At 45.1% G+C, this 20008-nt stretch carries 18 protein-coding genes; 6 read left to right on the forward strand and 12 right to left on the reverse strand.

The features are described from left to right. Window positions 1-11: 11 nt before the first annotated feature. Entirely contained in the window at window positions 12-416 is a 405-nt protein-coding gene (rsfS, locus tag VM802_RS01875; protein WP_325527371.1) for a ribosome silencing factor, read from the reverse strand. Between the two features lie 159 nt (window positions 417-575). Between rsfS and VM802_RS01880 the strand changes: the two genes are divergently transcribed. From VM802_RS01880 to VM802_RS01890, 3 genes are all read left to right on the forward strand, one after another. Next, window positions 576-1319: a biotin--[acetyl-CoA-carboxylase] ligase gene (locus VM802_RS01880; protein WP_325527373.1), complete on the forward strand. Its 744-nt coding sequence runs from the start codon at window positions 576-578 to the stop codon at window positions 1317-1319. A gap of 681 nt (window positions 1320-2000) precedes the next feature. Continuing rightward, window positions 2001-2936, forward strand: a complete 936-nt coding sequence (locus VM802_RS01885) for an AraC family transcriptional regulator (protein ID WP_325527375.1) — start codon at window positions 2001-2003, stop codon at window positions 2934-2936. A 90-nt stretch (window positions 2937-3026) separates the two neighbouring features. Then, a complete protein-coding gene (locus VM802_RS01890) occupies window positions 3027-4019 on the forward strand; it encodes an aldo/keto reductase (protein WP_325527377.1) in 993 nt (330 codons plus the stop codon). 132 nt (window positions 4020-4151) lie between these two features. Here the strand turns inward: VM802_RS01890 and VM802_RS01895 are convergent, their stop codons facing one another. From VM802_RS01895 to VM802_RS01910, 4 genes are all read right to left on the reverse strand, one after another. Then, window positions 4152-4490, reverse strand: coding sequence for a translation initiation factor (locus VM802_RS01895; protein ID WP_325527379.1), 339 nt, complete (start codon window positions 4488-4490; stop codon window positions 4152-4154). A 17-nt stretch (window positions 4491-4507) separates the two neighbouring features. Further along, on the reverse strand, window positions 4508-5389 hold the full coding sequence (locus VM802_RS01900) for a diacylglycerol/lipid kinase family protein (protein WP_325527381.1): 882 nt from the start codon (window positions 5387-5389) through the stop codon (window positions 4508-4510). Between the two features lie 10 nt (window positions 5390-5399). Next, entirely contained in the window at window positions 5400-6251 is an 852-nt protein-coding gene (gene nadC / locus VM802_RS01905) for a carboxylating nicotinate-nucleotide diphosphorylase (RefSeq protein WP_325527383.1), read from the reverse strand. Between the two features lie 162 nt (window positions 6252-6413). Then, window positions 6414-6830: a DUF4783 domain-containing protein gene (locus tag VM802_RS01910; RefSeq protein WP_325527385.1), complete on the reverse strand. Its 417-nt coding sequence runs from the start codon at window positions 6828-6830 to the stop codon at window positions 6414-6416. 307 nt (window positions 6831-7137) lie between these two features. Here VM802_RS01910 and gpmI point away from each other — a divergent pair, with 307 nt between their 5' ends. The 3 genes from gpmI (at window position 7138) to uvrC (ending at window position 11297) form a co-directional block, all read left to right on the forward strand. Further along, window positions 7138-8661 (forward strand): 2,3-bisphosphoglycerate-independent phosphoglycerate mutase, encoded by a 1524-nt coding sequence (gene gpmI / locus VM802_RS01915; RefSeq protein WP_325527387.1) that lies wholly within the window; start codon window positions 7138-7140, stop codon window positions 8659-8661. 240 nt (window positions 8662-8901) lie between these two features. After that, window positions 8902-9483, forward strand: a complete 582-nt coding sequence (locus VM802_RS01920; RefSeq protein ID WP_325527389.1) for a hypothetical protein — start codon at window positions 8902-8904, stop codon at window positions 9481-9483. Window positions 9484-9485: 2 nt separating this feature from the next. Next, window positions 9486-11297 carry an excinuclease ABC subunit UvrC gene (gene uvrC / locus VM802_RS01925; RefSeq protein ID WP_325527391.1) on the forward strand — a complete coding sequence of 604 codons (1812 nt, stop codon included), beginning with the start codon at window positions 9486-9488 and terminating at the stop codon, window positions 11295-11297. Window positions 11298-11305: 8 nt separating this feature from the next. On the opposite strand, the gene VM802_RS01930 is transcribed toward uvrC, so the two are convergent. The 7 genes from VM802_RS01930 to VM802_RS01960 form a co-directional block, all read right to left on the reverse strand. Then, window positions 11306-11899, reverse strand: coding sequence for a DinB family protein (locus tag VM802_RS01930; protein WP_325527393.1), 594 nt, complete (start codon window positions 11897-11899; stop codon window positions 11306-11308). A gap of 68 nt (window positions 11900-11967) precedes the next feature. Beyond that, on the reverse strand, window positions 11968-12504 hold the full coding sequence (locus tag VM802_RS01935) for a Crp/Fnr family transcriptional regulator (RefSeq protein WP_325527395.1): 537 nt from the start codon (window positions 12502-12504) through the stop codon (window positions 11968-11970). A 118-nt stretch (window positions 12505-12622) separates the two neighbouring features. Further along, window positions 12623-13660, reverse strand: coding sequence for a type IX secretion system ring subunit PorN/GldN (gene porN / locus VM802_RS01940; RefSeq protein ID WP_325527398.1), 1038 nt, complete (start codon window positions 13658-13660; stop codon window positions 12623-12625). Window positions 13661-13681: 21 nt separating this feature from the next. After that, window positions 13682-15223: a type IX secretion system motor protein PorM/GldM gene (gene porM, locus VM802_RS01945; protein WP_325527400.1), complete on the reverse strand. Its 1542-nt coding sequence runs from the start codon at window positions 15221-15223 to the stop codon at window positions 13682-13684. A 56-nt stretch (window positions 15224-15279) separates the two neighbouring features. After that, entirely contained in the window at window positions 15280-16017 is a 738-nt protein-coding gene (porL, locus tag VM802_RS01950) for a type IX secretion system motor protein PorL/GldL (RefSeq protein ID WP_325527402.1), read from the reverse strand. Window positions 16018-16161: 144 nt separating this feature from the next. Next, a complete protein-coding gene (gene porK / locus VM802_RS01955) occupies window positions 16162-17430 on the reverse strand; it encodes a T9SS ring complex lipoprotein PorK/GldK (RefSeq protein WP_325527404.1) in 1269 nt (422 codons plus the stop codon). Window positions 17431-17715: 285 nt separating this feature from the next. Further along, window positions 17716-19764 carry a thioredoxin domain-containing protein gene (locus tag VM802_RS01960; RefSeq protein ID WP_325527406.1) on the reverse strand — a complete coding sequence of 683 codons (2049 nt, stop codon included), beginning with the start codon at window positions 19762-19764 and terminating at the stop codon, window positions 17716-17718. Between the last annotated feature and the right edge of the window lie 244 nt (window positions 19765-20008).

Raw genomic sequence — 20008 nt, forward strand, 5'->3', positions numbered from 1 at the left:
GACTGATTTGTTCAGTCTTCATGGTGCTCCATCCTGTCAGCATCGCTCCACATTTCCTCGAGATTATAGAACTTCCTGGTTTCCGGTTGAAAAACGTGCAGAACTACATTCACATAATCCACCAAAATCCACTGTTGAGCGGTAAACCCTTCATGTTTGTAGGGTTCCTCCCCCAGCTGCTTCTCTATCTCATCGGTTACGAAGTCTGCAATTGCCCTTACCTGGGTATTGGAATTGGCTTCACATAATATAAAGAAATCGGCCACGGCTTCAGGAATCTGGCGCAGGTCCAGGGATACGATATTTTCCCCCTTCTTTTCCTGTATGGCCTTTATGATGGTGGTAAAAATTTCACTTTCTCTGGTAAGACGTGCTGGCGTCTTTTTCCTCGTGCTCAGAACGGTTAAGGGTGCCAATAAATCTCGTTTTTGTTAAAAATAAACTTTAATTGTCAAAGTTACTAAACAAGCACTAATATAACATGCAGAAATATCATGCTTACGGGCTCCTAATTGTTAAGAAAATAATAAAATGAATTACTTTTCGTGCCAGAAATCAGACTAAAAAAGATTCACGTGATAGGACAACCGTTTTATATTCTAGACGAAATTGACAGCACCAATAACTATGCCATGCAGCAGGTAAATTCAGGCCATGTGACATCCGGTACAGCCTGGTTTACAAGCAACCAAACTGCGGGAAAAGGAACCCGTGGCAAGCAGTGGCTGGCTGATCCCGGAGACATTATTGCGCTTACTATTGCCCTGCAACCTGCTATGTTGCCGCTTTCCCGGCAGTTTATGCTGAGCGCAGCCATTGCGCTCGGTGTATCTGATTTCTTCGCTTCCCATGCCGGCGATGAGACCATCATCAAATGGCCCAATGATATTTACTGGCGTGACAGAAAGGCAGGAGGCATTCTCATTGAAAATGTACTGAGAGGCAGTATATGGCATTATGCCATTATCGGCATAGGTCTCAATATCAATCAGGCCAGGTTTCCTGACCATTTGCCCAATCCCGTGTCATTGAAGCAGATCACCGGCAAAGCCTGGGACGCTACTGAGCTGGCAAAAGAACTCTGTGGCTTCCTGGGAAAACGATTCCGGCAACTGCAGCCCTCCGGTTTCCCTTCATTACTGAATGAATACAAATCCCGGCTTTTCCGCTGGCAGCAGCCGGCCCCTTACCGCAAAGACGGCGAACTCTTCTACGGCACCATCGTGGACGTACTCCCTGACGGGCACCTGTGCCTGGAAAAAGATGGAGAAATCCTGCAACTTGGTTTTGGAGAAGTGGAGTTTGTAGTAACCAGGTAAATACGACTCAGGCCAGATGCTTACCACCCTGTTTTCCTCCCCGGAACTAAAGTAAAAGATGTATCTGTGCGTTACAATACCAGCCCGCGACAGCACTCAATATAGCAGGAATATAGAATGTATAGTATAGTAATATGGAAGTAAATACGGACATGAGGTGGACTTGATACGGACATGAAATGCGGATGATACTCACACAATCCGGCACGGGACTGCACTTGCGGGCGAAACAGGGTGTGTAAACGGAGTATGTTTGTCACGTGTACGCCCTTGTCAGATAAGAAGCAGGTTATTGCAGTTGAATGATTGGAAGAAGGATTTGAGCAGGTATAGTATTAACGTTAAACAGGCACATAAGCAACAAATAAAAAACGGAAGTACCGATCAGGTGACAGTACTTCCGTTGATAAATTCGGGAATCTTGTTCATCGGCTTACGTGGCAATCCGCTCTGCATAAGCAATACATCGGGAATGATGATAACAAGATTTTGGTTGATAAAGGCGTTAACAAATTGTGAAATTTTCTGAAATAAACAAAAAATGAATTTGCAACACTGATGCACTTTTATTTTTTATACAGATGTAATAAGGCTTTCCGCAGATTGTTTTTCCCTAAAACTTAACATTGGCATATCATCCTCAGCAAGAAACTATATCAGGATTAATATCTAAATTTGATTATGTCCACATATAAACCTGTTTCCATCCGCCTGCAAACGATGGAAGATTTCAACGACAACATCCTGCTTTATTCTCAAAAACCAATGATCCCGAAAGCACCTGCCCGCGGGAGCTTCGCTATTCATGAAAGGTCTGAATACCCTTGCCAGGACGAGGTAACTGCCAGCAGAAGGGACTATTACAAGATCAGCCTGTTCACCAAGGGAACCGGCATATTCCAGATGGGGGAAGATGAATATGAAATCAATGGCCCTACCATTCTTTTCCTCAATCCACACGAAATCAAAACATGGAAAGCAACATCACCGGAACAGGAAGGTTACTTCTGCCTCTTCACGGAGTTGCTGTTTGAATCTCCACATAATCACGACGAAGAACTGCTGCATCACCCACTGTTGCGTGTGGGCGCAAAAGCAATATATACACTGACTGAAGAGCAGAGCGAGTATTTTCAGTCTATCTTCAGGCAACTGCTGAAGGAATACCAGGACAACGCTGCTTTCAAACAGGAAGCCATTCTGATCTATCTGAAATTACTCATGCTGGAAGGGAAACGGCTGGCGCGGGTAAGGGTATCAAAAAAACCGATGGCAGCTGCACATCAGCTGGCCCATCGCTTTACCGATATACTCGAAAAACAGTTTCCGATTGAATTCTCTCATCACCAGGTAACATTAAAAACTGCCAAGCAGTTTGCCAATGCACTGAACACACATCCCAATCACCTCAACGCATGTGTAAAACAGGCAACTGGCCGAACAGTAAGTGAGCATATCCGCCAGCGCTTATTACTGGAAGCCAAACTGTTGCTTATCCATACCAGCTGGCAGATTGCTGAAATAGCCTGGTGCCTTGGCTTTGAAGAGCCGGGCAACTTCACGCACTTCTTCAAAAACCAGAGTGGTCAGCTGCCTCATATTTACCGGACACAATGATCCTTTGATTTTAACAATTAATACTTTGCCTGGTACAATTGCTATCCTTCTACCTGCATGTAATTTTGGGGCTCTAAAATTTAAACACATATGCAGTACAGAAAACTGGGAAACACCGGTGCATCATTATCCGCAATAGGACTGGGTTGCATGGGTATGTCGTTTGCATACGGCAACGCACAAGACTTCAATGAACAGGAATCTCTTGCTACACTTGAACTGGCATTAGACCTGGGCATCAACTTCTGGGACACCGCAGACATGTATGGCCAGGGCGCCAATGAAATACTGTTATCAAAAATACTGGCTACTAAAAGAGATAAAGTATTTCTGGCCACTAAATTCGGTTTCAGGTATAATGAAGATAACACCACTTACTTTGATGGCTCGCCAAGATATGTGAAACTGGCCTGTGAAGCGAGTTTGAAACGATTGAAAGTAGATGTGATAGATCTGTATTATACACATCGTATTGACGACAAAATACCTGTGGAAGAAACGGTAGGCGCTATGGCAGAACTGGTAAAGGAAGGAAAGGTTCGCTACCTCGGTCTTTCGGAAGCCAGTGCTATCTCTCTGAAAAAGGCCAGTACAGTACATCCTATCGCTGCATTGCAAAGTGAATACTCCCTGTTTACCAGAGATGTGGAAGGAGAGATCCTGCAAACTGCCAGGGAACTGGGTGTATCGCTGATTGCCTACAGTCCGCTGGGAAGGGGTTTGTCTACCGGCGCGATCAAAGATGCCGCCACCCTGAGCGACGGCGATTTCCGCAAAAACCTGCCACGCTTCCAGGGAAGTAACTTTGAACAGAATGTGCAAACCGCTACTGCGTTGGAAAACTTCGCCGGAGAGAAAGGTATTACTGCTGCACAGCTTTCATTAGCGTGGTTATTGGCGCAGGGAGAAGACATCATACCGATCCCCGGCACCAAACGCAGAAAGTACCTGCAGGAAAATGCCGCTGCTGCTGATGTACAGCTGACGCAAGCAGATCTGGAAGAGATTCAACGTATCCTGAAAACTTATGCTATAGCAGGTCCCCGCTACACTGAAGGTGGGATGAAACTGGTTAACAGATAGAAATATTTAGTTATTTATTGATTTAGGTATTTAGATATTTTAAATGCAGCGGAGATTTGTTGATGATTATAACATATAATAATCTCCGCTGCATTTAAAATATCTAAATACCTAAATCAATAAATAACTAAATCATTTTGCTTTCTTATAGCCCCAGTCCTGGAGCCATTTAATCACTTTCTCTTTATAATCGCCCTGGATAAGGATCAGACCATCCTTCACACTTCCGCCGGTGCCGCATTTTGTTTTCAGTTCTTTGCCCAGCTTTTCCACGTCTTCGTCTTTTCCTACAAATCCTTCTATCAGTGTCACTACTTTACCGGCGCGCTGTTTTGTATCCAGCTTCACTTTTAGTGGCTGCTGCGCTGGGGGCAGTGTTTCCTGTTCTTCTATGTGCTCAGGTTCAAATGAAAAGTTCGGATCGGTGGAATAAACGATACCGCTTCCAGGGGTATTTTTCTTTTTAGACATCCTGCAAAATTTTATAGTTAATCATTCACAATTACTTTCATGGCTTGTGGCAGCACTTTCAGTGTCACCTTTCCGTTTCCGGAGAGAGGCACAGCGTCGCCGTCGACCTGAAGGTATTGCAGTTCATTGCTGCTGATGGTAATCTCTTTACCGGTTAGGTGCTTGAGAAACCGTGTCTGGTCTATATTTCCCAGCAATGAGTAAAGACTTACCGGTAGCAGGTGATAAAATCTTACTGGCGGCATAATACAAATGTCCAGCTCTCCGTCGAATACATTAGCTCCCGGCGCCAGTTTAAATTCATATCCGAATTGGTTGCCGTTGGCTACGGTGAGCAGGAATGCCTTTTCCGTCATTATTTTTCCATCTATATCAATCGTATATTCAGCGGGCTGGTAGTCTGTAAAGCTCTTCAGCACCAGCTTTGCGTAGCCGGATAATCCCCGCTTCTTCGTATGACGGAACTGGTCGGCGATCAACGCGTCAAAGCCGACACCCGCATTGCTGAGGAACAGGTGCTCATTGGCGTATCCCACATCAATGGCTCTTTGTTTTCCGGCCGCTATCAACTTCAGCGCCTTATGCACATCCAGCGGAATCCGGAGCGCACGGGCGAGGCCGTTGCCGCTTCCCAGTGGAAGAATGGCCATAGCAGTGTTGCTGCCTATAAGGCCCTGTGCAATTTCATTGATCGACCCATCGCCACCAACAGCAACAACGGTATCTATTCCATTCTTCACGGCTTCCCTTGCAAGGTCAGCGCCATGGCCGAGATAAGCGAGATAGGTAATGCTCACTTCATACGCTGATGCCGGCAAGTACCGGCGGATAGCATGTTCCAGCCGCTTTTCACGATCGGTGCCCGCTTTGCGGTTTATGATAAAAAGGATCTTCTTCAAAAAAATTGTTTTATGATATAACAGCCTTGAGACTGAGGTCCAGACTCACTGCGTGATGAATAATAGCGCCAACTGATATGAAATCTACGCCGGTTTTAGCATATGCTTCCAGCGTATCAAGCGTAATACCTCCAGAGGCCTCTGTTTCAAAACGGCCGTTGATAACGCTCAATGCTTCCGCCATCTGATCAGGCGAGAAGTTGTCCAGCATAATGCGGTCTACCTGGCCCACTGCCAGCACTTCCCTTACATCTTCAATGTTACGGGTTTCCACTTCAATTTTAAGCGGCAGATTACGCTCTTTAAGATAAACCACTGTCTTGTTGACTGCCGCTGTAATACCACCGGCAAAGTCGATGTGATTATCTTTCAGCATCACCATATCATACAACCCCATACGATGGTTAACACCGCCACCTATACGAACAGCTTCTTTTTCCAGCAAACGGAAGTTAGGCGTGGTTTTACGGGTATCAAGCACACGGGTATGGTACCCTTTGAGCTTCTCTACATACTGATGTGTAAGCGTGGCAATGCCGCTCATACGCTGCATGCAGTTCAACACCAGTCTTTCCCCCATCAGGAGTGTATGTACAGCAGCCTCTACTTCAAAGGCAGCCTCTCCCTTTTTCATTGCATCACCATCATTCTTGAAGGGTGTAAATACAGTGTACATATCCAGCCATCTGAATATAGCTTCTGCCACCTGCATACCAGCCAGTATACCATCTTCCTTTATTTTAAGCAGCGCTTTTCCTTTGGCGGTGGGGGGAATACAGGCCATTGTAGAATGATCGCCATTTCCGATATCTTCTGCGAGAGCACTTCTTATAAACGCGTTCAGCGCTGTTTCATCCAGCATATCTAATGAGTTTGTTGTTAGTTCTGCGTTATGGTGCGGGGGTGTATGTTATAGTAGCATCATATACGCCTTGCCTGTTTGTTAAAAACAGTGCAAAAATAAAAAGTGCCCCGCAATTAATCGCGGAGCACCATGATTTTTCAATGATTTTATGGTAGGAAGTTATTTGTTTTCGAACCGCAGTTCATTCAGTACCATGGAGCCGCCTTTCTTCTGCAGAAAAAAAGACAGTCTGTAATTGCCGCCGGATGTGGTCAGCGTACCGATACCGAATCTTGAACCTTCTCCTCCCTGGTGTACCAGCTCAAAAGATTTAACCTGGTTCTTGGAGAAGAAGTCTTTCAGAATAATCTCAGCCTGCGCTTTACTGTAGGAATTGGCTTTCCCGCTTATATTGATCTCCACATTATTATCAAGGTAACGGGATAAGCTATTTATATCTCCTTGTTTGATAGCGCTTACTACATCTTCAAATGGACCGGCAGCTACACTCTCTTCATAGAACGAACTAGCCGACACTGTAAATGCTGTAACAAATCCTCCCAACAATATCACCAGCACGATCAATAGCTTCTTCATTGTCAGTTATTTTATTTAAAATGTGTTTTTCCAAACACAAATTAAATGCGAAAACTATGCCAAACACGCTGTAATTCAACAAAATCACATCATCGTGGTAGCAATGAATGCATAAATAATAACACTTAGATAATATATTTTTTAGTTTAAATACTTGATTCAGAAATCTGTTAAACAGGGTCATCACATTAACTTTCTTTATTAAGTTTTTATTTTTGTAAAAAATTTAGAAAGTATTCAACATCATTATAAGTACTTTCACCTCCTGAGACAGAACTAAAAAAGTTAAACCTTAACCAGACAGGATATGGAAAAGAAAAGAGCCATTCTCGTAATTATGGATGGATGGGGCGAAGGTAAAGTACCGGCTGCCGATGCCATTGCGCAAGCAAAAACGCCTTTTGTAAGCAGTCTTTATAACAAATACCCGCACAGTAACCTCGTAACCTGTGGTGAAGCCGTAGGCCTGCCTGAAGGCCAGATGGGCAACTCTGAAGTAGGCCATCTCAATATCGGCGCCGGCAGGATCGTTTACCAGGAGCTGCAGCGCATTAATGTAGCTGTCAGAGATGGAGAACTGGCTAAAAACCAGGTACTGCTCGATACCATAGCATATGCCAAAAGCAACAACAAGCCGCTGCATCTCATCGGTCTTGTGAGTAACGGCGGTGTGCACTCCCATACAGAACACCTGAAAGCCATCATACAGATAGCCAAAGATAATGGCCTGGATAAGGTATTTGTACACGCCTTCACAGATGGCCGTGATACCGATCCCAAGAGCGGCGTGGGTTTCCTCGAAGACTTGTCTGCCCACCTGGCTAAAACCACCGGCAAGATTGCTTCAGTGACCGGCCGCTATTATGCTATGGACCGTGACAAACGCTGGGAGCGTGTGAAACTGGCTTACGACGCCCTCGTTAATGGCGCAGGTACAGCTACCCATGACGTGATCACCGCAGTAAAAGCATCTTACGCAGAAGGTGTTACCGATGAATTCATCAAACCGATTATAGTACAGGATGAACAAAATAAGCCCATTGCCACCATACAAGATGGCGATGCAGTGCTTTGTTTTAACTTCCGTACTGATCGCTGCCGCGAAATCACGCAGGTACTTACCCAGGAAGCATTTCCTGACTTCGGCATGAAGCCGCTGCAGCTGTACTACACTACAATGACGGAGTATGACAAGACCTATAAAAATGTTCATGTTATCTTTGAAAACGATAATCTGAACATGACGCTGGGCGAAGTACTGGCAAAAGACGGCTATACGCAGATCCGTATTGCAGAAACAGAGAAGTATCCGCACGTGTCATTCTTTTTCTCCGGTGGCCGCGAGAAAGAATTTGACGGAGAACGCAGGATCATGGTACCTTCTCCTAAAGTAGCTACTTACGATCTGAAACCGGAAATGAGTGCGAACGAAGTAACGGATGCCATCATACCGGAAATAGAAAAGAAGACAGCTGACTTTATTTGTCTTAACTTCGCTAACGCTGACATGGTAGGGCACACAGGTGTCTTCTCTGCAGCAGTAAAAGCAGTGGAAACGGTAGACCATTGTGTGGAAAGAGTAGTAACGGCGGCCCTGGCCAGCAACTACACTGTTTTCCTCACAGCAGATCATGGTAACGCAGATTACATGGTCAATGAAGACGGTACTCCCAATACAGCCCATACACTGAACCTGGTGCCTTTATTTATTATCAACAATGATTTTAAAGGCACAGTAAAAGATGGTAAATTGGGAGATATTGCACCAACCATTCTTCATTTTATGGGGCTGCCAGCTCCGAAGGAGATGACTGGAACTTTACTTGTGTAAGTAAAACTATAATAATCAGAAAAGGAGTTTTATCTTGCAGAAAAAGACAAGTCCGCTTTTTTTATTGCCCTGTAACTTTTACACTAACAGTTCCGTTTAACTACGAATACAATAGAAATAAAAGAGGCCGAAAGGCTGATTTTCATATTTTTAGTGCTCTCGACAGATTTGCTCATGCATCGATGCGCCGTTTTTACGGCGCATTTTTTCTTCCCCATATTTAAGTGCTAATTTTACTGTATGAAAAATTACCGCTACGTAACGGTACTATTAACCATACTCGGTTGTATAGCCTGTAATACAGACAATAAACAGGGAACCAGTTCCAAAGACAATAAATATGAACCGCTTCCCGTATACTTCAAAGGGGAAAGGTCACACATCGGGGAGGGGAACTATATGCTCCGGAAAACCGTGGCGCTCAACGGCCAGACAGACACCACCCTCATCAGCGGAACGGACAGCTCCGCTGTACAGGATCTGCTGAAACCATTTGCCATAGACCTGAACAAACCATCCCTGCGGGATGAATATGATACCTCCAGCCTCTATGATCCATTTTCAGGAAGAAAGTCCGTGATCTATAAATCTAAAGGGAAACAAACCTTTCCTTCAGAGATCACCATGGATCTAGATAAGAATAGTAACATCCAGCAGGTAAATATTCACTCCTACACCAGCAATATGATTTACGAATTCCGGCAGGATCTGTCATATCAGCGCAATAAAAGCATGCGTATAGCCACTTATCAGAAAATTGCCTTCCTGACGCCGAAGCAGCTGGAAATAAACGTAGCAATTTTACCTAAAACCGGGATCTGAAAATGACTGCAGCGGAATTTCAACAAATATCTCACACCATACCGCTGGATGCGGGCATCTATAAATATTACGACATCAATGGCACCCTTCTATACGTAGGGAAGGCCAAAAGCCTGCGCAAGCGCGTCAGCTCTTATTTTGTAAAGAACCACGACAACTATAAGACACGGAAGCTTGTTGAGCATATTCATCATATTGAGTTTACCATCGTTAACTCCGAGCAGGATGCGTTTCTGCTGGAAAACTCGCTGATCAAACAATTTCAGCCCAGGTACAACATCAATCTGAAAGATGACAAAACCTACCCGTATATCGTCATCAAACATGAGGCCTTCCCCCGTGTATTCTTCACGCGCAATGTGGTGAAGGACGGCTCTGATTACCTGGGACCTTTTACATCAGTAGGCCGCGTACGTGAGATACTGGACGTAATCCGGTACAATATACCGCTGCGTACCTGCAACCTCAACCTGACAGAACAGAATATCAGGAAGGGCAAATTCAAGGTATGCCTGGAATATCATCTTGGTAACTGCAAAGGCCCATGTGAAGGATTACAGACAGAAGAAGATTACCGCGAAGGACTGCAGCAGGTAAAGAACGTACTGAAAGGGAACCTCACCCCGGTAGTGAACCTCTTCAAGGATCAGATGCTGCACCATGCTACCAATATGGAGTTTGAGAAGGCGGAGATTATGCGCAAAAAAATTGAGAGCCTCGAGTCGTATTCTGCCAGATCAACAGTAGTGAATACCCGTATGGGCAATGTGGATGTGTTTTCCATCATTAGCGATGGCAACCATGCGTATGTCAACTACCTGCGTATTCTGAACGGAACTATCGCTGATACCAAAACCGTTACCCTTGAGAAGCAGCTGGAGGAAGGTGACGAAGAGGTACTGAGCTACGCAATTGCTTACCTCCGTGAGGTTTTCAAAAGCATCACTACAGAAATCGTAGTACCGTTCCCCTTATCTTATCCGGAAAGCAATATTTTAGTAACGGTCCCTAAAGGAGGAGATAAGAAGAAACTGCTGGAATTGTCTGAGAAGAATGTGAATTATTTTAAAGACGAATTATTCCGGAAAAAGATCCTCCACCTGGAAGGCAAAAGCGATATGGAAAGAAAACAGGTGCTGTACCAGCTCCAGGCTGATCTGGAGCTGCCAGCACTGCCTGAACATATTGAATGCTTCGATAACTCTAACTTCCAGGGTAGCTACCCCGTATCTGCCTGTGTGGTATTCAAAGACGGGATAGCATCCAAAAAAGACTATCGCCATTTCAATATCAAAACCGTGGAGGGCATCAACGACTTTGCCTCTATGAAAGAAGTGGTGTACCGCCGCTATAGCCGTCTGTTGGCTGAACAACAGCCACTGCCCCAGCTGGTGATTATTGATGGAGGTAAAGGTCAGCTGGGTTCCGCAATGGAGAGCATCCGTGAGCTGGGATTGATAGGTAGTATGACAGTAGTAGGGCTCGCAAAAAATGAAGAAGAGATTTTCTTCCCCGGCGACTCTGAAAGTATCCGTCTTCCTTTCAACAGTGAGAGCCTGAAGCTCATTCGCCGGGTCCGTGATGAAGTACACCGTTTCGGTATTACCTTTCACCGTCAGAAACGCAGCAAAGGCACTTTCAAAAATGAACTGGAAGGCATCAAGGGCATCGGGGAGAATACGGCTACCCAGCTGCTAAAAACCTTCCGCTCCGTTGCCAAGGTAAAGCAGTTGACCGAAGAAGACCTCTCCAAAGAAATAGGCCCGTCAAAAGCCAAACTGGTCTGGAATCATTTTCATAACACCCAGAGCTAAACGAATTATCAGTTTTCTGTGTATTGCTTATGCTGCTGTTTGCCGGCAGCAATGGCATTTTCAGCCTGCAGCACGTGCCGGTTGATATGCGCTATTACAAAACTGAATGTATCCCCAACAGACAGCTTTATAAATCGAGATAAAGAAGTGGGCACTTTCGCCTTCTGCATATTTATTTCCCGGGCTCGTTCCAGCAATTGCAGCATAGTAACCTGTTGTTGTATGAATTCACTGAGAATAGCGCCAGCATCAGGTTTTTCAGCAGGCAGATGGTCTTTGGGGGATTTCATCTTTGAGCGTAGCGTACCATTTTGCTGCGGCTGCATCAATTTGGTGAAGTATGCTCCCAGCCAACTGCTGTTGAATGATGCAGCAGGTCTGCCTCCACGTTGTTTTGCTTTGGTTATTGCCTTATCCAGTGCAGGCAGATAATGCCTCCCGTAGGTATTCAGGTGTTCCAGGCACTGGATAGCGCTCCATGCACCAGGAGCGGGATTATGCTGCAGTATTGCTTCCGGCACGCCGCCAAAACGGGCTTGTGCTTTGTCACTCACAGATACAGTCTGTTCACGCAGGTATTGTAGTAATGCGGATGAAATCATATGCTTCAAATTTTCCACTACAAAACTAAACCGGGCAGAAAGATAAAAAGTTGGTACAGATCAACATTTTACAGCTTTACAGAATGCATTAGCTTACTGAAAGTAGCGGGGTCTATACCCAGGTAAGAGGCAAGGTATTTCTGGGGGATAAGCTGCAACACATGTGGGCTGCGGGTGAGCAGTACTCTGAACTTCTGTTCAGCGCTGAAGGAAAGCAGCTCCCGGTGTCTTTCCAGCAGGCCTGATAGAGCGGCTACAGTACCTAACCGCACCATACGCTCTATCAATGGGTACCTCCCAATAAGCTGATCAAAATCTGTATAGCTCAGGCGCAGCAACCTGCTTGCGGTCAGTGTTTCGAGATACCAGGGCGAAGGGCGCTGCAACTGGAAAGAATCCATAATGCCTGAAAAGGAGCCCGTATAGGTAAATAGCATGGTTGATTCTTTGTCCCCATCGAGGCAGAATACACGCTGTACACCATCCAGCACAAAATACAGGTAACGTTCAGTCTCCCCTGCTGTGGTAATAATCGTTTTCCGTTTATACTTTACGGGGAGCCAGCATGCGGCAAAAGCCTCCCATTCTGCCTGTGGGAGAGGCATGACATTGCATACAGTTTGTTGTAATAGATCCAGAGACATACAGAAAGATAAAAAAAGAGATGCAATCAGTAAACAATACTGATTGCATCTCTATATGGATCGTTGATCTGTTGTACTATTAATACTGCCAGAGGTCCTGTTCCTTGTTGAAGATACGGTCTTTGATAGACTGGCCTTCCAAGAGACGCATTGTACCATCTTTGATGTAATCCTTGATCTCGCGGTTGTAGGCATTGTTTTCCTTCACCACATAGCTACCGAAGAAGCGCATTTCGAAAAGGTCTTCCCAGCTCATGGTGGCCGCGTCGTTATTCTGGTTATATACGTCGAATTTAGCCAGGGTAGGACGCAGGTCAGGATAGTATACCCAGAAGAGTGGAATAGATGCACGCACAGATCCGTCTTCGTTCATACGTGATACCATGGGCGCGATGCCGAGTATACGAACTTTGAGCGCAGATGCTTCTTTATCGAACACCCATACTTCCTTGATCTTGTACTGTTTGATAGTACGTGGATCAAAGTCATCGCGGGTGGTTACCATTTTTTCTTCACCGGTAACCGGATCGATGCTGCGTACTGTTCTTTCTTCACCGCTGATCTTGTTAAGGATATCGGCGTAAGGCATTATGGTAGTGAAACGGTCGTCGATAGCGCTGAAAGCCTCTACCTCTTTATTCTTGATTGCGGTCAGCAGAATATTGATGAACAGCTGATTTACGCCTGATTCATCTTCCACGTTATATTGGAAAGGAAGATTGATCTTTTCTCTTACATCGATCACCTGCCAGATACGTTTTTCCCAGAAGCGGTCATCTTCGCGGATGTAGTCGTATGGGATGGGAGTACGTTCCCTGGTGAGGTTTCTTTCCACTACTCCGTCAATACGCAATGATTTGCGTGGAGTATCAACGATCGGGGCGGAGAGGCCGTCCGGGCGCTGAGGGGTAGGAGGAGTGGGCTGAGCAGGAGGAGGCGTAACAGCATTCCCTGTTGCGGGGTTTACAACCGGCGCATTGGGATCCTGCTGAGGTGCAGCTTCAGTAGCAGTTCTGCGGCGTGTTGTACCTCCGCGGCGCTGAGCATCGGCGGCTGTTGCCAGCATAACCAGCAATAATGTGCACCAACCAATTCTGTTAAATATTACTGCTCGCATATTTCAGTAATTTATTGACCGTTAGTTTAATTTATAGATAGTGCTAGGCATAGACCGAACAATGTTATCCGGACCTTTCACTTTCACGTTTTCAAAATATACTTCGTCACCTGGGCGCAGTGCGCGGATGGAGGAAACGATATTGCTTGGGAAGTATGCAGAGTTAGCCTCACCTTCCTGGTATTCCTTACCTTTTGCAGAAACACCTACACGGTAGCCCACCACTTCATATTTCACGCCTTCAAATTCGAAATCTTCCAGGTCAGCGCGTAAACCGCCCTGTACTTTAAAGTCAGCAGCTTTCATGTTACCGCCTTTGTTCACACCAACCTTCAGCACCGGATCTGGTACTCTTTTCACGCGGAATTCTTTCTGGCCGAGTGATTTGGTTTTACCGTCGATGTTGGCAACTACGTTGATTACAGCTTTACCAGGCTGGCTTACAGTAACAATGTATTCACCGGAACCGCGTTTGGTGATGTTTCCACCGTTGATAGAAGCAGATACCGCTTCAGCAGGTACACCGGCAGCAGAGATAGAAATCGGGTTCTGCAGACCGATATACAGTACGTTCATTTTGTCGGCTGAAATGGAGGTGGTTGAAGCACCTACATTATAACTTTCGGAAAAGGGATAAGATACCGGATCGCCACCATTAGGGTTAGGCAGGGTAATAGTTCCGGAGATAGATTTTTCGCCGATACCGGAAACAGGTAAAGTAAATGTTCCCAGACCTTCATTAGCAGTAACGGACTGGCCGTTTACAGTAATGGTAGGATTCACAGTACTGCTGTAGGCACCTACTGCAATCTGTGCAGTGAGTGTCTGGCCTTCCATCAGGTTTTTGGAATTGAGCGAGATGAAAGGTCTTACTTTATCGAATTTGAAGTTCTGTGCGTCAATCTGACGGAACAGGTCATCGATGATAGCAGATTCAGAGTTTTTAATATCGTTCTGGAATTTGCTCAGGATGGTTACAGCTGCAATAGTAGGCACCATGTTGAAGTGGTAGGTAGTCCATGATTTGGGGGCACCGCCACCATGATCATCTGTGGATTTACCCATTACTATTTTCAGCGGTAATGTTTTATCAAACTTCTCTTTGTTTTTAGCTTCTACAAAAGAAAGGAACTGGGTACGAAGCGTTTTCAGTTTTTCTTCCAGTTTCGGACCGTTTCTCATGTTCTCCATTACACGGGTAGGAGCATCCAGGTCAGCTTTACTTTTGATTTCGCCATGTTCGTCTTTACCACCGCTTTCAGTGATGATGAGATCTTTGAGAGACTCAACATAGCTGTAGGCATCAGCAGAAAGTTTTTTCACCTCTTCAGCTTTAGCTTTCAGTGGCGCCACTTTCGCGGCGTTTTCCTTCATTTGAGCTTCGAACTGCTGATAGATCAGATCGTTCTTGTCAGTCAAGGATTTGTTGGAAGTATTGATAGAATTATTGACGATATTGAATGCGTTCAGTATTTCGGCAGAGACGTTCAACGCGAGCATGGCCGTGAGGACCAGGTACATGATGTTGATCATCTTTTGCCTAGGATCTCTAGGTAGTGCCATAGTTTGTTTTCAGATTTAATTAAGATTTGTTAGCTCAAAAAACTATTAGCAATACTTTATCTACCTCCGTGCATTGCAGAGAGCATGTTACCGTAGATGGAATTCAGGTTGCTCAGGTTTTTAGCCAGCAAAGAGATCTGTTCCTGTGTTTTCTTGGCATCATCAATGCTACCACTCATTGCAGCTGAAGCATTCTGCAGGTTGCTGTAGAATTTGTTCATTGCTTTCAGGTGGTTATTGGTATCCTGTAATTCCAGCTCGTAAATAGCGTTGAGGGAAGCCAGGTTTTTGGTCATACCCTGCATTTGCTCATGGAAGCTTTTGGTAGATTCAGAAGCGCTGTTGAAGGAAGACACCGCAGCGGCGGCAGTAGTGTAAGCGTTTGCTACATTGCCAATTGCGCTAGCTGCCTCTCTTGTTTTCTGCGTGTAATCTCCGGTAGCCGCTACTACATCGCTGATGTCTCTCATCTTGTCAACGGTAGTACCCAGTTTCTGGAAGTTCTCGCTTAAGCGTTGTAAGCTGGCAGGCGTAATATCAGCCTCCTGCAGCATTTTGTCCAGGCCGGCAACGGCTGGGGAACCTGCAATCGCAACGGTTGCCTCAGCATGCGCTGCACCGCTATCAGGTACAAAAGCATACACAAAGAAAATAAGTGCTTCCACACTCAGACCTAAAATCAAAGCGATATCCGCTCCCCGCCAGTGTTGCAGTTTAAACAATGCTCCGACGATTACCACTGAAGCTGCAATACATACGAAAAAGTTCAGCCATTTAGCTTTGTTAGGATTCATAGCCATAGGTTAAAATTTACTGGTTAAAGTGTTTAGTGTTAAAGTTCTCTGTCTGGAATAGTTATTTCTCACTGATTTGCTGATAGTATACATATTATAAAAGGCTTTACAAGTTTATAATAATGATCATCGGCGACCAGGTTGTTACTTATGTTTGTTTCTTCTGCTCAATGCTATCGTACATCTGAAACCGACATATGATTTAGAGCTGTCCTGGTACTCGTATGTTCTGGTACCTGTCTGCAGGAAATATCCCACATCTTTCCAGGAACCACCCCTAATGGCCTTACGCTTCATTTTCAGCGGAGCGTCGTCTGGCACGTCCATTCTCAGGTAAGGGTTCATATCGGAAGTGAAAGAATAAGCATTTTCGTAGAAGATATCTGCAGTCCATTCTGCTACGTTACCAGCCATGCAGTACAGGCCATAATCATTTGGCCAGTAAGCATCTGCACGAACGGTGTAGAAACCTCCGTCTTCAGGATAGTTACCGCGGCCTGGTTTAAAGTTGGCCAGGAGACATCCCTTTTTGTTACGGATGTAATAACCACCCCAGGGATATGGCGTCTGTTCTCTTCCGCCGCGTGCTGCATATTCCCACTGTGCTTCAGAAGGCAGCTGGAATTTATCTTCCGTAAATAATTTCTTGGAGTTTCTGTAATCCTCCCAGAATTTACTTCTCCATTCGCAGAAAGCTGTTGCCTGATGCCAGTTTACACCTACTACCGGGTAGTTGTCGAACGCCGGATGCCAGAAGTACATACGTGTCATTGGCTCATTATAAGCGTAAGAGAAGTCCCTGATCCAGCACAATGTGTCCGGATAGATAGGCACGTCTTTCTTCACAATGAAGGTAGAACGGGGTTTACCGAAGTTTTCCCTCAACTTGGCCTTATCCCAGTTGAAAGTTTCCTGGTGATAAATCAGTTTGCCCACATCTATATCTTTACGGCCATAGAGCCTGTCTGCCTCTGTGTAGATCATGGCATCCAGTTTCTCAACCGTACCCTTGTCTTTCATGTTAATCTTCTGTTTCCAGTCGATGATATCGTGTCCATCATCCTGTTTAACATGTCCCAGCAGAATATGCGCAATAGAATCCTGCACCCATTGTACGAACTGGCGGTACTCATTGTTCGTGATCTCCGTAGCATCCATATAGAAGCCGGAAATCGAGATCGACTTGTTACGCGCAGTATAGGCATAGTTTACATCTTCATCGCTGGGACCCATATGAAAGGTTCCAGGTGGTACGTATACCATCCCGTACGGTACAGGGGGAGTGTATTTTGGTCTGGGGCTTACGCCAATCAGTTGCCCTTGCGCATTTTTGGGGCCTTTACTACCGCCGCAGCTGGCCAGCAGGGATACCAGCAAAAGTGCCAACAGACCTCTTAAATAATTAAGCTTCATAAGGGTAGCTTTCATCAGAATACTTTTTTTCTATTAACCAGCCTGGTGCTTTCAACCATATGCAAGGGTATATGTTACTCATACCTTGATCACCCGCTTTGTTTATATGAAAGATAGCAAATGTAATAATTAATTTTAATCCGTAGTTACTTTTTACACAACTTTTTCAATTCCACTCATCTTGGTTCGGCAACTAATTTAAACGTATTTTTTAACATTTTATTATATCTCCGTATTAACATTTATACGTCCTTTTTCTACCCTTATAACGGGCAAATTACATAATTATTCTATTAAATTAATTATTTCTTGCATATAAAAGACAGGTTTAATGCAATGATAATCCTTGCACAAATACACTAATGTATCGTTTTCCCGCTCCCTGCCTGACAGCAGCGGAATTTCAGAAATATCTTTCTCTGCCCCTACCAGCACCCGGTAAGGAAGGAACCAATTACCCACATCATTCATTCTTGCCAGAAAATCTCTTCCTACTACCGCCAGTTCAGGAGTTCCTTTTACAAATTGTAATAACTGACACGCCCACACGCCGAAGGAAGTGGGATAACGGACCACTGTCTGCGCCAGGCTGGAAGTAGCCCCCAGTGCCTTATCCGCCCAGTTCTTATTATCGAAAACAACAGAAAGATACCAAAGGTTCTGGATCATCAGCGCATTGCCGCTAGGCACTGCGCCATCATACACTTCTTTCTTGCGCACAATTACATCATTCTGCCCTTCTATAGTATAATAGAAGAAATGGCCGCTTTCATCACTGAAATGATCATTCACAAAGGCGGTAAGATCGTGGGCTTTATAGAGATAATCGGTATTGCCGGTGATTTCCTGTAATGCAATCAGTGCCCTGATCAGTGCTGCATAATCGTCCAGAAAAGCCGGATATTTTGCCTGTCCATTTTTCCAGGTATGATAAAAAGCCTGTCCCGCTTCGCTTTGGCGGAAATGCGTCCAACAGAATTGCATATTGCCAATAGCCATCTGCCGGTATTTTTCGTCCCCCAATGCGTTAAAGGCCTTACAGCAGGCATGAATCATCAGGGCATTCCACCCCAGCAGTATCTTGTCGTCCAGGGCTGGTCTGATTCTTTCTGCCCTTACTGCCAGCAGTTTTTCCCGGCATCCTTTCAACATCGCATCTAATACAGCAGCATCATATCCTTTCTCTGCCGCAAACTGTTTTAGCGGTTGCTGTACCCATAATATATTCTGTTCTTCCCAGTTGCCGTGCTCACTTACGTCGTAGAATTGGCAGAATATTTTTGCCTGCTCCCCCAAAACATACTCAATCTCCGCCTTGCTCCAGGTATAAAACTTCCCTTCTACGCCTTCTGAATCTGCATCCAGTGCAGCATAGAAGCCGCTTTCAGGGGAAGTCATCTCTCTTTCTATAAACCCTATAGTATCTCTTATAGTCTGTGCATACACTTCATTATGTGTAAGTTGCCAGGCATCACTTAATATATCTATCAGCAATGCATTATCATACAACATCTTTTCAAAATGAGGAGCCAGCCACTTCTCATCTGTCGAATACCTTGCAAATCCGCCGCCCAGCTGATCATACAGCCCTCCCTGCAACATTTTATCAAGCGACAATAATGCCTGCTGTAAAGCTTCAGGGTGTTTATATGCGTGATGATAACGTAACAGGTAGGCAATCGTAAAAGTCTGCGGAAACTTAGGCGCGCGGCCAAAACCACCCCACGTTTTATCTGCCTGCTTCAGGATATTTTCGCAGATGGTATCGCATTGGTCTTTGGTGAAAAGCTCTTCGCGAGGTATGCCAAGGATGGCTGCAGCCTGCATACCAAACTGACTGGACTGATCTATGTGTTGTGTAAGATTATCTGCCTGCGCCTCTATTTCATTCCTTTTGCCGGCAAAGGCATCTGCCAACGATAGTAGCACATCTTTCCAGGAAGGGCGGTTATATGCTTTAACAGGAGGGAAGTAAGTACCTCCATAGAAAGGTTTTTTGTCAGGAGTGAGAAAAACATTCAGGGGCCAACCACCGGAACCAGTCATAGCCTGCACCGCATCCATATAGATGTGGTCAAGATCTGGTCGTTCTTCGCGATCTATTTTGATATTGACAAAATGCTCGTTCATGATGCGGGCAGTGTCTTCATCTTCAAAACTTTCCCGCTCCATCACATGGCACCAGTGACATGCCGCGTATCCGATACTTACCAGTATCGGCTTGTCTTCAGCGATGGCCTTTTGTAAAGCCTCATCCCCCCATGGATACCAATTTACCGGATTATGGGCGTGTTGCAACAGATAAGGGCTGGTTTCACCAGAGAGTTTATTCATGGAATCCGCATTGCAATTGTCTGATTGATAAAATATTCATGTCCAAGTAAATATTTTTTCCTGAAGTACGCAAAGGTTTTTTACTACAATTGTTCAAACTGTTACCCGGAGCGGACTGCGGCGTATCTGCATTCAATAAAACAGGGATAGCATGGTGCCATCCCTGGTAGTTATTTTGCGATGAAATCGCTCAGCTTATTTTTTTGTTAAAGAGGCAAGGTACTGGTCCAGTGCAGCAGCCATT

The organism is Chitinophaga sp., assembly GCF_035538455.1.
Taxonomy (GTDB): Bacteria; Bacteroidota; Bacteroidia; order Chitinophagales; family Chitinophagaceae; genus Chitinophaga.